This is a genomic window from Allobosea sp. CCNWLY174 (assembly GCF_037120455.1).
GTDB lineage: Bacteria > Pseudomonadota > Alphaproteobacteria > Rhizobiales > Beijerinckiaceae > Allobosea > Allobosea lupini.
Map to the genome: position 1 here is coordinate 1,306,332 of NZ_JBBBBQ010000001.1, position 13,500 is coordinate 1,319,831.

A 13,500-nucleotide genomic window follows, 5' to 3' on the forward strand; every position below is an offset into this window, starting at 1 on the left:
TTATTTCTTCGTAATGTTTAGTTTTGTTTCACGGCCCACTAGGTTCCACGATTCTGGCGCTCCTGCCGCACTTGCCGGCGAGGCGCGGCCCTGTTTTCCCGACGGCACAAGTCTTTCGCCACCCGCTCCGGCTTGACGCCCACCCGTTTCCGCGCGACCTCCTCAACTCGCAACGGTAGCGCAGAGGAAGCGTGGGATGGCTAAGAGCACCTTGTCGGCGGACCTTCGTTCGGGCGCGCTCGTCTACCACCGCCTTCCCAAGCCGGGTAAGCTGGAGATCCAGGCGACCAAGCCGCTGGGCAACCAGCGCGACCTGGCGCTGGCCTATTCGCCCGGCGTCGCCGCCGCCTGCGAGGCGATCGTCGAGGATCCGGCTGAGGCTGCCGAACTCACCTCGCGCCAGAACCTCGTCGCCGTCATCACCAACGGCACTGCCGTGCTCGGCCTCGGCGACATCGGGCCGCTCGCCTCGAAGCCCGTGATGGAGGGCAAGGCCGTCCTCTTCAAGAAATTCGCCGGGATCGACTGCTTCGACATCGAGGTCGAGCAGAAGAACATCGAGAAATTCGTCGAGGTCGTCGCCGCGCTTGAGCCGACCTTCGGCGGTATCAATCTCGAGGACATCAAGGGCCCCGAATGCTTCGAGATCGAGGAGCAGCTCAAGGCCCGGATGAACATTCCGGTCTTCCATGACGACCAGCATGGCACCGCGATCATCGTCAGCGCCGCCGTCCTGAACGGGCTCGACCTAGCCGGCAAGAAGATCGGCGACGTCAAGATCGTCGTGTCCGGCGCCGGCGCGGCCGCGCTGGCCTGCCTCAACCTGCTCGTCTCGCTCGGCGCCCGCACCCAGAACATCTGGGTCACCGACCTCGACGGCGTGGTCTACAAGGGCCGCAATACCCTGATGGACCGCTGGAAGGAGGTCTACGCGCAGGAGACGCAGGCGCGTACGCTCGCCGAAGTCATCCCCGGTGCCGACATCTTCCTCGGTCTGTCCGCCGCCGGCGTGCTGAAGCCGGAGATGGCCAAGGAGATGGCGCAAAAGCCGCTGATCCTGGCGCTCGCCAACCCCTATCCGGAGATCATGCCGGAGGAGGCGCTGGCCGTCCGGCCGGACGCGATGATCTGTACCGGCCGCTCGGATTATCCGAACCAGGTCAACAACGTCCTGTGCTTCCCCTACATCTTCCGCGGCGCACTCGACGTGCAGGCGACGACGATCAACGAGCCGATGAAGCTCGCGGCGGTGCGTGCCATCGCTGCACTCGCCCGCGAGGCGACCTCGGACGTGGCGGCACGCGCTTATGGCGGTGAGGCCTCGACCTTCGGCGCGAACTCGCTGATCCCCAACCCGTTCGATCCGCGCCTGATCCTGCGCATCGCGCCGGCGGTGGCCGAGGCGGCGATGGCGACCGGCGTCGCCAAGAAGCCGCTGATCGACCTGGAAGCCTATCGCGAAGATCTCTCCCGCTTCGTCTTCCGCTCCGGCTTCCTGATGAAGCCGCTCTTTGCCAAGGCGAAGGCCGACCCCAAGCGCGTGATCTATGCCGAGGGCGAGGACGAGCGCGTGCTGCGCGCCGCCCAGATCGCGATCGAGGAAGGCATGGCGATCCCGATCCTGATCGGCCGCCCCTCGGTGATCGAGACCCGCGTCAAGCGCTTCGGCCTGACGATCCGGCCGGGCATCGATTGCGAGCTGGTCAACCCCGAGGACGACCCGCGCTATCGCGACTACGTCCAGACCTATCTCGACATCGCCGGCCGGCGCGGCATCACACCAGAGGCGGCCCGCGCGCTGGTGCGTACCAACAACACCGTGATCGCGGCGCTCGCTGTGGCGCGGGGCGAGGCCGATGCGATGATCACCGGGCTGGAGGGGCGCTTCCTGTCGCGGCTGCGCCATATCCGCGACATCATCGGGCTCGAGCCAGGCGTCTGCGACATCGCGGCGATGACGCTGATCATCACCAGCAAGGGCGCGTTCTTCCTCGCCGACACCCATGTGAAGCACGACCCCACTGCGGAAGAGATCGCCGACATGACGATCCTCGCGGCTGGCCATGTCGAGCGCTTCGGCATCACCCCGAAGATCGCCCTGCTCTCGCATTCCGACTTCGGCGCGGCCGACACGCCGTCCTCGATCAAGATGCGCAAGGCGGTGAAGCTGATCCAGGAGCGGGCGCCGGAGCTGGAATGCGACGGCGAGATGGAGGCCGACACCGCGCTTCTCGCCGCGATCCGCGACCGGGTGCTGCCGTCCTCGAAGCTGAAGGGCGTCGCCAACGTCCTGATCTTCCCCAATCTCGATGCAGCCAACATCGCCTACCAGTTCGCCAAGGTGCTGGCCGATGCGCTGCCTGTCGGCCCCATCCTGATCGGCGCCGCCAAGCCGGTGCACATCCTCACCGGCTCGGTCACGGCACGCGGCGTCGTCAACATGACCGCCGTCGCCGTCGCCGAGGCGCAAGGACGGGCCGCCGCAGGCTAACCTTGCGCCAGTTCCCGTTGAAGCTGTTTCTGAGCCAGCTTTCGAAAGCGGCTCAGAGACTTAAGCCGAACGGTTGATACCGGCTTTTCGCTCTTGGCGGGCGGCGCGCGATAGGCTCATACTTCGATTCAGGAGCGGGAAAGGGGCCCGTCCGAATCGTTCGGAGAGCGCTCATGTGTGAGATCCACCGTCAGTCCGGTTTCAGGCGCGCCATCCGGCCGCTCGCGCTGGCGAGCGGCCTTTTTCTTGCGCTCGCAGGCTTTGCCGGCGCCGCCATGGCGCAGGTCGTGTTCCATCGCGGCAATGACGGCGATCCCGAGACGCTCGATTCGCACAAGACCTCGACGGTCAGCGAAGCCCATCTCCTGCGCGATCTCTCCGAAGGCCTGGTGATCCACCACATCAACGGCGAGGTCGTTCCTGGCGTCGCCGAGAGCTGGACGATGGCGCCGGACGGCAAGAGCTACAGCTTCAAGCTGCGCGCCAACGCCAAATGGTCGAATGGCGACCCGGTCACGGCGAATGATTTCGTCTTCTCGTTCCGGCGCATGGTCAATCCGGAGACCGGCGCGAAATACGCCAATATCCTCTACCCGATCCTCAACGCCGAGAAGATCAACAAGGCAAGCGAAGGCGCCAAGCTCGAGGATCTCGGCGTCAAGGCGGTCGACGAGCGCACGCTCGAGATTTCGCTGGAGCGGCCCACCCCCTATTTCCTGGAATTGCTGACGCACCAGACCGGCCTGCCGGTCCATGTGCCGTCCGTCCAGAAATTCGGCAAGGACTTCGTCAAGCCGGAGAACTGGGTCTCGAACGGCGCCTACACGCTGAAGGAATTCGTGCCGAACTCGCATATCCGGCTGGAGAAGAACAAGGCCTTCCACGACGCGGCGAACGTGAAGATCGACACGGTGATCTACTATCCGACGCCCGACTTCTCCGCCGCCGCCCGCCGCTTCCAGGCCGGCGAATTGCAGATGACATCCGACATTCCGGCCGATCAGGTCCAGCAGCTTCGCGAGAAGCTCGGCAAGGAGCAGGTCCGGATTTCGCCCTATCTCGGCACCTATTTCCTGATCATCAACACCGCCAAGAAGCCGTTCGACGACATCCGGGTGCGGCGCGCGCTGTCGCTGGTGATCGATCGCGAATTCATCGCCGAGGAGATCTGGGGCGGCACCATGCTGCCGGCCTATGGCGTGATCCCGCCGAACATCGGCAATTACGGCGAGCGCGCCGAAGCCGACTTCAAGGGCGCCTCCCCGCTCGACCGAGAGGACGAGGCGAAGAAGCTGCTTGCCGCTGCCGGCTTCGGGCCCGGCGTGCCGCTCAAGGTCCAGCTGCGCTACAATACCACCGACAACAACCGCCGCACCGTCATCGCCATCGCCGAGCAGTGGAAGGCGATCGGCGTCGAGACCAGCTTCATCAACACCGACGGCAAGACCCACTTCGCCCTGCTTCGCGACGGCGGCGACTTCGACATCGCCCGCTATGGCTGGATCGGCGATTATTCCGATCCGCAGAACTTCCTGTTCCTGTTCCAGAGCGACAATACCGGCTTCAATTCCGGGAAGTACAACAACCCGACATTCGACGCGCTGATGAAACAGGGCGCCGAAGAGGTCGACATCGCCAAGCGCGCCGCGATCCTGCGCGAGGCGGACGCGATCCTCGCGGCCGACGTGCCGTGGATTCCGGTGCTCTACTATTCCTCGAAGAACCTGGTCTCGCCGAAGGTGCAGGGCTTCCAGCAGAATCTGCGCGGCGCGCTGCCGACGCGGTTCATGAGCCTGAAGCCGTGATTCCAAACGCGTCATGGCCGGGCTTGCCCCGGCCATCTCAGGCCGAAGCGGGTGACCGCCAGCGATAATGAGATGTTCGGGTCGAGCCCGAGCATGACGTAGGGACCAGCCCTGTGCTCACCTACATCCTGCGCCGCCTTGCCGCCGCGATCCCGACCCTGTTCGTGATCGTGACGCTGTCGTTCTTCCTGATGCGCGTCGCGCCGGGCGGGCCGTTCGATCTCGAGCAGCCGCTCGAAGCCAAGGTGATGGAGAACCTGCGGCGCATCTACAAGCTCGACCAGCCGCTGTTCCAGCAATACCTGACCTATTTGGCCGCCCTGCTGCGCGGCGATTTCGGCCCGTCCTTCTATTTCCGCGACTTCTCGATCGCCGAACTGTTCGCGCAGGGGCTGCCGGTCTCGATGCGGCTCGGAGCCTGTGCGCTGCTGCTCGCGCTGGCGATCGGCGGCCCGCTGGGCGCGCTCGCGGCCTTTCGCCAGAATGGCGCGGCCGACCATGCGGTGATCGGCTTCGCCACCGCCGGCATCACCATCCCCAATTTCGTCGTCGCGCCCATCCTGCAGATCGTCTTCGGGCTGAGCCTCGCCTGGCTGCCGGTCGGCGGCTGGAACGGCGGCGCCTTCCGCAACACCGTGCTGCCGATCGTGACGCTCGCCCTCCCCCAGATCGCCGTCATCGCCCGGATGACGCGCGCGGCGATGATCGAGACTTTGCGCGCCAACCATATCCGTACGCTTCGGGCCCAGGGCCTCTCGACCACGACCATCGCGCTGCATGCGGCGCGCGGCGCGGCGCTGCCGGTCGTCTCCTATCTCGGGCCGGCCGCGGCGAGCCTGCTCACCGGCTCGGTCGTGGTCGAGACGATCTTCGGCATCCCCGGGATCGGGCGCTATTTCGTCGAGGGTGCGCTCAATCGCGACTACACGCTGGTGATGGGCACGGTCGTCGTGGTCGCGATCTTCGTGCTGCTCTTCAACCTCGTGGTCGACGTGCTCTATGCGCTGCTCGACCCGCGCGTCAGGCTGGAGTGAGCGATGAGCGACACGACCACCTGTGCCCCGCCGCCCGCCGGCCGCTCGCTCTGGCAGGACGCCCGCATCCGCCTGTTGCGCAATCGCGCTGCGGTGGCGAGCCTCGTCGCACTGGCGCTGATGATGCTGGCCTGCCTCGTCGGACCGCTGCTGACCGGCCACCCTTACGACCGGGTCTACCAGGACTATGTCCGTGTCCCCGGCAGCCTCTCTGCCTATCCCAAGGCGGAGGCCTTGCCCGGCGCTGTCCAGCGCATCGCCACGCGGATCAGGGCGACGCCGAGCGAGATCGTCGCGCAGGGTGATCGCGTCAGGCTGGTACTGACCGCGCAGCGGCCGATCGACCAGCGCCTGCTGGTCTATTTCGACCGCTCCGACCAGTTCGGCACGCCGGTCATCACCGCCAATGAGCAGGAAGGCCGCCGGCTCAGCCTCGAAGTCCCGATCGAGCGGCAATACTTCCTGTTCGGTACCGACTCCAATGGCCGCGACCTGCTGACCCGCACGCTGATCGCCGGCCGGGTCTCGCTCGCGATCGGCCTGCTCGCCACCGGCGTCGCATTGATCATCGGCGTCGCCTATGGCGCGACCGCAGGCTATCTCGGCGGGCGCATCGACATGGTGATGATGCGCATCGTCGACGTGCTCTATTCGCTGCCGTTCATCTTCTTCGTCATCCTCCTCGTCGTCTTCTTCGGCCGGAACTTCATCCTGATGTTCCTAGCCGTGGGCGCGATCGAATGGCTCGACATGGCGCGCATCGTCCGGGGCCAGGCGCTCTCGATCCGGCGGCAGGACTATGTGCTGGCGGCCGAGGCGCTCGGCGTCTCGACCGGCGGCATCCTCAGGCGCCACGTCATCCCCAATACGCTCGGGCCGGTCATCGTCTATGTCACCCTGCTGGTGCCGAAGGTCATCCTGCTGGAGAGCTTCCTGTCCTTCCTCGGCCTTGGCGTGCAGGAGCCGATGACGAGTTGGGGCGTGCTGATCTCGGATGGCGCGCGCGCCATCCAGGCGACGCCGTGGATGCTGATCTTCCCTGCCGCCTTCCTGGTGACGACGCTGTTTGCGCTCAACTTCCTCGGCGACGGCCTGCGCGACGCGCTCGACCCGCGGGATCGCTGAGATGGCCGACGAACCCATCCTGTCCATCCGCGACCTCAAGGTCCGCTTCCGCACCAATGACGGCCCGTGCGAGGCCGTGCGCGGCATCGACCTCGATGTCGGCCCGGGCGAGTTCGTCGCGGTCGTCGGCGAATCCGGCTCCGGCAAGAGCCAGAGCGTGATGGCGGCGATGGGCCTCCTCGCCAGCAACGGCGAGGTCTCCGGCGCGATCCGCTATCGCGAGGTCGATCTTCTCACGCTGCCGCCGTCGGTCCTGAACAGCTATCGCGGCCGCAAGCTCGCGATGATCTTTCAGGAGCCGATGACCTCGCTCGATCCGCTGTTCCGGATCGGAGCGCAGATGACGGCGCCTCTGCGCAAGCATCAGGGCCTGTCGCGCAAGGCGGCGCGGGCGCGGGCCCTCGAACTGCTGAAGCTGGTGCGCATCCCGCACCCGGAGCGCCGACTCGATTCCTATCCGCACGAACTCTCGGGCGGGCAACGCCAGCGCGTGATGATCGCGATGGCGCTCGCCAACGATCCCGACATCCTGATCGCCGACGAGCCGACGACGGCGCTCGACGTCACCATCGAGGCCGAGATCCTCGCGCTGATCGCCGAGCTCCGGCAGCGGCTGCGCATGGCGGTGATCCTGATCAGCCACGATCTCGGCCTCGTCCGGAACTATGCCGAGCGCGTCTATGTGATGAAGGCCGGCGAAGTCGTCGAGAGCGGCCCGGTAAAGGCGATTTTCGATACGCCGCGGCACCCCTACACCAAGGCGCTGCTCGCGGCCGAACCGCATGGGCGCAAGGCACCTCCGCCGCAGGATGCGCCGATCCTGCTCGAAGCCCGCGACGTGCGCGTGTCTTTCGACCTCTCGCGCGGCTTCCTGAAGCGCGAGAAGGCGACGCTGCATGCCGTCGACGGCGTCGACCTGACGCTGCGGCGCGGCCAGACGATCGGTATCGTCGGCGAATCCGGCTCGGGCAAGTCGACGCTCGGCCGCGCCTTGCTCAAGCTGCTGCCCTCCTCCGGGATGGTCCGCTTCGAGGATCGGGCGCTGACCTCGCTCGACCGCGCCGCGATGCGGCCGCTGCGCCGCGGCCTGCAGGTCGTCTTCCAGGACCCGTTCGGCTCGCTGTCGCCGCGCCTCACCGTCGGCGAGATCATCACCGAAGGTTTGCTGGCGCACGAGCCCGCTCTGTCGCGCGCCGAGCGCGAGCGGCGGGCCGCGGCGGCGCTCACAGAGGTCTGTCTCGACCCTGCCCTGCGCAATCGCTATCCGCACGAATTCTCCGGCGGCCAGCGCCAGCGCATCGCCATCGCCCGCGCCATGATCCTGCACCCGGCGCTGGTGGTGCTGGACGAGCCGACCTCGGCGCTCGACCGCACGGTGCAGCAGAGCATCGTCGCCCTGCTCAAGGAGCTCCAAGCGGCGCACGATCTGTCCTATCTCTTCATCAGCCACGACCTCGCGGTCGTCCGTGCCATGGCCGACGAGATCATGGTCATGAAGGATGGCAGGGTGGTCGAGCGCGGGCCGACGGAGGCGATCTTCGAGGCGCCGCAGCAGGACTATACCCGACGCCTCATCGCCGCCGCGCTGAAGCACTGACACGAAAAACGCCGCCTCGCTGGAGCGAAGCGGCGCCCTATCGATGTCCGGCCAGGGGAGGCCACCGACACCGGCTAGAGGAGTATCCTCATCGCATTTTCGTCACGCGAACCGGTACCCGCTTCGCTCGAATATGCTCTGGCTATCAGTTCTCGACATAGCTGATCTTGCCGTCCGCACCCTTCTTCCAGGTGTAGACGGTGTAGTCGAGATTGGTGCGGTCGCCCTTCTTGTCATAGGACATGTCGCCGAGCACGGTCTTGAACGTCATGCCCGAATGCATCGCGGCGGCAACCTTCTTCGGATCGAGCGATTTCGCCTGCTCGGCCGCCTGCTTCATGATCTGGACCGCGGCGTAGGAGTAGAGCGTGTAGGCCTCCGGGTTGATGCCCTTGGCCTCGAAGCGCTTGACGACCTCGGCCGCCACGGGCCGCTTGCGCGGATCGGGCGGGAAGGTCATCAGCGTGCCTTCGGTGCCCGGGCCACCGATCACGGCGTATTCGTCGGACGTGATGCCGTCGGCGCCCATAGCCACCGTCGTCAGGCCCTGGTCGCGCATCTGGCGGACGATCAGGCCGAGCTCGGTGTGTAGTCCGCCCCAATAGAGCAGGTCTGCCTTGGCCGATTTGATCTTCGAGACCAGCGCCGAGAAGTCCTTCTCGCCGGTGTTGACGCCTTCGTAGAGCACTTCCTTGATGCCGGCGGCGTGCAGACCCTTGCGGGTCTCTTCGGCGAGTCCCTGACCATAGGTCGTCTTGTCATGGACGACGACGATGACCTTGCCCTTGAAGGTCTTGGCGATATGGCCGGAGGCGACGACGCCCTGCTGGTCGTCGCGGCCGCAGGTGCGGAACACGTTCCACAGGCCGCGCTCGGTGATCTTCGGATTGGTGGCCGACGGGCTGATCATCAGCATGCCGTTCTCGGCGTAGACCTCGGATGCCGGCATCGTCACGCCGGAGTTGAAGTGGCCGACAACCCATTTGACGCCGTCGCCGACGAACTTGTTGGCCACCGAGACGCCCTGCTTGGGATCGCCGACGTCATCCCCGCTCGAAATCACGATCTGCTGGCCAAGGATGCCGCCGGCCGCATTGATGTCGGCCACGGCCTGCTCGGCCCCGTTCTTCAATTGCGCACCGAAGGCGGCGCTGGCGCCGGTCATCGGACCGGCGACGCCGAGCTTGATCTGCGCCAGCGCTGCGCCATGCGACATCGCGAATGCGCCTGCGGCGAGCATCGCGATCAGATTGGTCCTCATATCCGTTCTCCTCCACGGTCCGAGCCGTGGCCGGACGCTACGTCGCTTGCATTAACCTGTAAATCTGAGATAGCTGGTTACATGACGACTGATCGTACCGGCGGCCCCAGCCGCGCCAGCTCCTTGCCGCTCGTCGCAAGCGAGCTCGCCTTCGACTTCACCAACACCACCTCGGATCGCGGCGGGCCCAGCCAGCTCGAGCATCTGCGCGAGGGGCGCGACGTCGTGCTCTGGGCGCGGCATGCCAAGGTGATCAGCGACAGCGACCGCGATGCGTCACTGGCCGCGGTCGAGGCGGACGCCGATCTGGCGGCGCGCCTGCTCGCCGAGGCACTGGATCTGCGCGACACGATCTATCGGATCGGCGCCGCGATCAGCCGCCGCCAGCCGCCGGCGGAGGAAGACCGTATGCAACTCGCAGCCATCCACGCGCATTGCCTCGCCAGCGCCAGGCTGTCTCCGTTCGGCGACGGCTTCGTCTGGCGCTGGGACGCCAGCCAGACCCTGAGCGAGGCCATCCGCGGGCCGATCGCACTGTCGGCTCTGACCGTGCTGACCCAGCAGAACCTCGCCCGCATCAAGCAATGCGAGGGCGACCATTGCGGCTGGCTGTTCTTCGACACCACCAAGAACCGGCTGCGGCGCTGGTGCGAGATGTCGGTCTGCGGCAACCGCGCCAAGGTCCGCGCCTTCCGCCAGCGCCATTTCGAGGCGAAGACGGCTGGCTAGCGCCGCCCTGCATCAGGCGCCGGTCGGCAAGCCGGCATGATATCTCGCCTCGCGCGCCGGGCTCGGCTAGGAAGGTCCGTCCTTCCCGCATGAGACCATCCCCATGAGCCGCACCGTCTACGTCAATGGCGCCTATCTTCCCGAGGAAGAGGCGACGATCTCGATCTTCGACCGCGGCTTCATCTTCGGCGACGGCATCTACGAGGTCTCGGCCGTGCTCGGCGGCAAGCTGGTCGATTGCGAGGCGCATCTGGCGCGGCTCGAACGCTCGGCCGGCGAGATCGGGCTCGACCTGCCCTGCTCGCGAGCCGAGCTCATTGCCATCCATCGGGAGCTCATCGCCCGCAACAGCCTGGACGAAGGCAGCATCTATCTGCAGGTCTCGCGCGGCGCCGCCGATCGCGACTTTCCCTTCCCCAAGGGCGTCAAGGCGTCCCTGGTCCTGTTCACGCAGGCGCGCCAGTTCGCCAATACGCCGCTGGCGAAGACCGGCATCAAGGTCGTCAGCACGCCGGACCTGCGCTGGGCTCGCCGCGACATCAAGAGCGTCAATTTGCTCGCGCCGGTGCTGGCCAAGCAGTTCGCGGCCGAAAACGGCGCGCAGGAGGCCTGGATGATCGAGGATGGCGTCGTCACCGAAGGCGCCTCGTCGACCGCCTGGATCGTCAAGGGCAAGACGCTGATCTCGCGCCCGCTCTCGCACAAGGTGCTGCCGGGCATCACCCGCACGGCCGTGCTCGCCTTTCTGGCCGAGAGCGGCTTCACCTTCGAGGAGCGCGAATTCACGCTGGAGGAAGCGCTCGACGCCGAGGAGGCCTTCATCACCTCGGCGACCAGCCTGGTCATGCCGGTGACGACGATCGACGGCCACAGCATCCACAACGGCGCGCCGGGGCCCGCGACGATCCGCCTGCGCGAGATCTATCTCGACCACGCGCGCAAGGGCGGCGTGCTGGGCTGAAAGGTCGTAATGGCGGCGCTCACAGCGTCGCCAGTTGCTGCTCCAGACCGTCGATGCGCGCCATGGCAGAAGCGAGGCGCTCGCGCCAGCGTGGTCCGCGCGCCAACGCATCGGTGTAAGCCTCCCGCAATTCGTCAGGCCGATCGCGGGCGAGAATGTCGATCAGCATGGCGGCCTGGCGCCGATCCTTCACCGCCTTGAGGCTGTCCGGGCCGCCCTGCCGGCGGTCCGAGACGATCAGCTTGTGAATGGCGAAGCGCTCGGGGCGCGGAATCTGGACCAGAACGCCGCCACGATAGGTGACGGCGGCCTTGATCGGCTCGGCGATCAGATAATTGAGGTAGTGCAGGGACTGTGCGTGGACGCCGAGAGCCGGCAGTTGCCGCGGCTCCTCGCGCTCGGTGAAAGCGGGCGTGAGAAACTCGACCAGCGTTTCGCTACGGCTCTGCCTCCAGCGCCAGGCACGACGCTCGTCGAGCACCGGCGCAGGTGCGAACGAAAACCCCGCCAGCAGGCGCGGAAGCGCCTCCTCGACTGCGTCATCGAGTGCCAGCGACAGGCGCTCGAAGCTGGCTATGTCGATGTCATTGGTCTGCGCCGCCTGTTCGAGGCCGAAACGGACGCCGAGTTCGCCTTCATAGAGCCGAAAGGCAACCGTCCCGACCAACGTGCCACCCAGGCGGAAGACACCGGTCTTCGCCATTGCCGCAAGCAGACTGCCTGTCCCGGCGTCGACACCAAGAAACCCCTCGGCGCGCAGAATCCTGATCAGCCGGGTCCGATTGGCCTGCGCAGCAGCAATCTGCTCGCGAAGCGCTGGAACCTGCGCGAGGCGTAGCCGAAGCCCCTCACTGTCTTCACCGATATAGGATTTCTTCACCTCGGAGCCGACGCGATAACTGTCGTACCAGTAGACCCTTCCGTTCCGCTCCACACGCGTCGGCGTCCCACGAACTGCCGACACCGCCTCGTCGAGCAGCGAGCGCATCAGATCGTGATAGGCCGCATGGACCAGCGGAGAGTGATAGGCTACAGGCGTCATCCGTGTTCAACGAAATAGATTTTCGTTGAACAATACCTCGTGTTCAACGAAATTTCAATTCGTTGAACAATGGGACAACCGCTCCCCCGCGACATAGGTCGACACTACATTCCGCTCGTCGCCGAGCGTGACCAGCACGAAGAGCTCCTCGCCTAGATCGCGCACCGTCTCCAGCCGATGGGCCATCACCCGCGTCGCGGCGGGATCGAGCACGACGACATCCGCCTCGTGGCCCGGCTCGAACGAGCCGATCAGATGATCCAGGCCCAGCGTCGCGGCATTGCCCAGCGTGATCGCATGCAGCGCCTCGAAGGCCGAGAGCGACTGCCCCTGCAGCTGCAGTATCTTGTAGGCCTCGGCCATGGTCCGGAGCATCGAATAGGAGGTGCCGCCGCCGATATCCGTGGCGACCGCGACCTTGACGCCCTCATGCCGCGCTCTTTGCCAATCGAACAGGCCGGAGCCGAGAAAGAGATTTGAGGTCGGGCAGAAGACGGCGATCGCGCCATGCTGGGCGAAAGCCCGCCATTCGCGTTTGGTCATATGGATGCAGTGGCCGAGCAGGCTCTTCTTCCCCAAGAGGCCGTAGTCCTCGTAGATGCCGGCATAGTCGGCGGCATCGGGATAGAGCTCCCTGGCGAAGGCGATCTCGGCCCGGTTCTCGTTGATATGGGTCTGGACGAAGCAGTCCGGATGCTCCGCGACCAGCTTCTGAGAGGCCGCCATCTGCTCCGGCGTCGAGGTCACGGCGAAACGCGGGGTGATCGCATAGAGCTGGCGGCCCTTGCCATGCCAGCGCGCTATCAGTTCCTTGCTGTCGGCATAGCCGCTCTCGGCCGTGTCGGTCAGCGCCGGCGGCGCGTTGCGGTCCATCATCACCTTGCCGGCGATCATGCGGGTGTTGCGCCGATGCGATTCGGCGAAGAAGGCGTCGGCCGATTGCTTGTGCACCGAGCAGTAGATCGCAGCTGTGGTGGTGCCGCTGGCCAGCAATTCGTCGAGCAGGAAGCCAGAGAGCTTCTCGGCATGGCCCTGCTGGGCCAGCTTCTGCTCCTCGACGAAGGTGTATTTGTTCAGCCACTCCATGAGTTGCGCGCCATAGGAGGCGATCACCTGCGTTTGCGGCATGTGGATATGGGCATCGATGAAGCCCGGCATGATCAGATGCGGACGATGATCGGTGATGGGAGCGCCGGCCGGCAGCGTCGGCAGCATCTCGCTCGCCTCGCCAGCAGCCTTGATCAGGCCGCCTTCGATGACGAGCAGGCCGTCCTCGACATAGCGATGCGCGGCCTCGCCGATCGCATGCGGATCGTCGACGAACCAGAGAAGCCGGCCGCGCAGGGCCGAGATCGCACCGTCTTTGCTCAAGGCTCGCCGCTCCGGCTCAAATCGCGATCATATCTGCACCAAATCAAAGCTTCCGGCCAAGCCGCGAACGTGCCTAATCTTGGG

At 65.9% G+C, this 13,500-nt stretch carries 10 protein-coding genes; 7 read left to right on the forward strand and 3 right to left on the reverse strand.

The features are described 5' to 3' along the window. Nucleotides 1-196 precede the first annotated feature (196 nt). The 5 genes from V7S63_RS06400 to V7S63_RS06420 all read left to right on the forward strand — a co-directional run bounded on the left by V7S63_RS06400 (nucleotide 197) and on the right by V7S63_RS06420 (nucleotide 8,052). Nucleotides 197-2,491: an NADP-dependent malic enzyme gene (locus tag V7S63_RS06400; RefSeq protein ID WP_336529598.1), complete on the forward strand. Its 2,295-nt coding sequence runs from the start codon at nucleotides 197-199 to the stop codon at nucleotides 2,489-2,491. 173 nt (nucleotides 2,492-2,664) lie between these two features. Next, complete coding sequence (locus tag V7S63_RS06405; RefSeq protein ID WP_336529599.1) at nucleotides 2,665-4,296, forward strand: peptide ABC transporter substrate-binding protein; 1,632 nt, start codon at nucleotides 2,665-2,667, stop codon at nucleotides 4,294-4,296. A gap of 113 nt (nucleotides 4,297-4,409) precedes the next feature. Further along, a complete protein-coding gene (locus V7S63_RS06410) occupies nucleotides 4,410-5,330 on the forward strand; it encodes an ABC transporter permease subunit (RefSeq protein ID WP_091831109.1) in 921 nt (306 codons plus the stop codon). A gap of 3 nt (nucleotides 5,331-5,333) precedes the next feature. After that, complete coding sequence (locus tag V7S63_RS06415) at nucleotides 5,334-6,455, forward strand: ABC transporter permease subunit (RefSeq protein ID WP_336529600.1); 1,122 nt, start codon at nucleotides 5,334-5,336, stop codon at nucleotides 6,453-6,455. Nucleotide 6,456: 1 nt separating this feature from the next. Next, the gene (locus tag V7S63_RS06420; RefSeq protein ID WP_336529601.1) at nucleotides 6,457-8,052 is read left to right on the forward strand and encodes an ABC transporter ATP-binding protein; all 1,596 of its coding nucleotides are present in this window, start codon (nucleotides 6,457-6,459) and stop codon (nucleotides 8,050-8,052) included. A gap of 145 nt (nucleotides 8,053-8,197) precedes the next feature. On the opposite strand, the gene V7S63_RS06425 is transcribed toward V7S63_RS06420, so the two are convergent. After that, a complete protein-coding gene (locus V7S63_RS06425; RefSeq protein WP_100959659.1) occupies nucleotides 8,198-9,313 on the reverse strand; it encodes a branched-chain amino acid ABC transporter substrate-binding protein in 1,116 nt (371 codons plus the stop codon). Nucleotides 9,314-9,394: 81 nt separating this feature from the next. On the opposite strand from V7S63_RS06425, the gene V7S63_RS06430 reads away from it, so the two are divergent. Together V7S63_RS06430 and V7S63_RS06435 are read left to right on the forward strand one after the other, a co-directional pair. Beyond that, entirely contained in the window at nucleotides 9,395-10,042 is a 648-nt protein-coding gene (locus V7S63_RS06430) for a CGNR zinc finger domain-containing protein (protein ID WP_336529602.1), read from the forward strand. A 103-nt stretch (nucleotides 10,043-10,145) separates the two neighbouring features. Further along, nucleotides 10,146-11,003, forward strand: a complete 858-nt coding sequence (locus V7S63_RS06435) for a D-amino-acid transaminase (protein WP_336529603.1) — start codon at nucleotides 10,146-10,148, stop codon at nucleotides 11,001-11,003. Between the two features lie 19 nt (nucleotides 11,004-11,022). On the opposite strand, the gene V7S63_RS06440 is transcribed toward V7S63_RS06435, so the two are convergent. Further along, entirely contained in the window at nucleotides 11,023-11,991 is a 969-nt protein-coding gene (locus tag V7S63_RS06440) for a nucleotidyltransferase family protein (RefSeq protein WP_336529604.1), read from the reverse strand. A gap of 108 nt (nucleotides 11,992-12,099) precedes the next feature. Then, nucleotides 12,100-13,416 (reverse strand): guanine deaminase, encoded by a 1,317-nt coding sequence (guaD, locus tag V7S63_RS06445; protein ID WP_336529605.1) that lies wholly within the window; start codon nucleotides 13,414-13,416, stop codon nucleotides 12,100-12,102. Nucleotides 13,417-13,500 lie beyond the last annotated feature (84 nt).

What these genes read in the sequence shown, in the direction of transcription:
- V7S63_RS06400 (WP_336529598.1), top strand. Translation starts at nt 197, where the DNA reads ATGGCTAAGAGCACCTTGTCGGCGGACCTTCGTTCGGGCGCGCTCGTC.
- V7S63_RS06405 (WP_336529599.1), top strand. Translation starts at nt 2,665, where the DNA reads ATGTGTGAGATCCACCGTCAGTCCGGTTTCAGGCGCGCCATCCGGCCG.
- V7S63_RS06415 (WP_336529600.1), top strand. Translation starts at nt 5,334, where the DNA reads ATGAGCGACACGACCACCTGTGCCCCGCCGCCCGCCGGCCGCTCGCTC.
- V7S63_RS06420 (WP_336529601.1), top strand. Translation starts at nt 6,457, where the DNA reads ATGGCCGACGAACCCATCCTGTCCATCCGCGACCTCAAGGTCCGCTTC.
- V7S63_RS06425 (WP_100959659.1), bottom strand. Translation starts at nt 9,313, where the DNA reads ATGAGGACCAATCTGATCGCGATGCTCGCCGCAGGCGCATTCGCGATG.
- V7S63_RS06430 (WP_336529602.1), top strand. Translation starts at nt 9,395, where the DNA reads ATGACGACTGATCGTACCGGCGGCCCCAGCCGCGCCAGCTCCTTGCCG.
- V7S63_RS06435 (WP_336529603.1), top strand. Translation starts at nt 10,146, where the DNA reads ATGAGCCGCACCGTCTACGTCAATGGCGCCTATCTTCCCGAGGAAGAG.
- V7S63_RS06440 (WP_336529604.1), bottom strand. Translation starts at nt 11,991, where the DNA reads ATGCGCTCGCTGCTCGACGAGGCGGTGTCGGCAGTTCGTGGGACGCCG.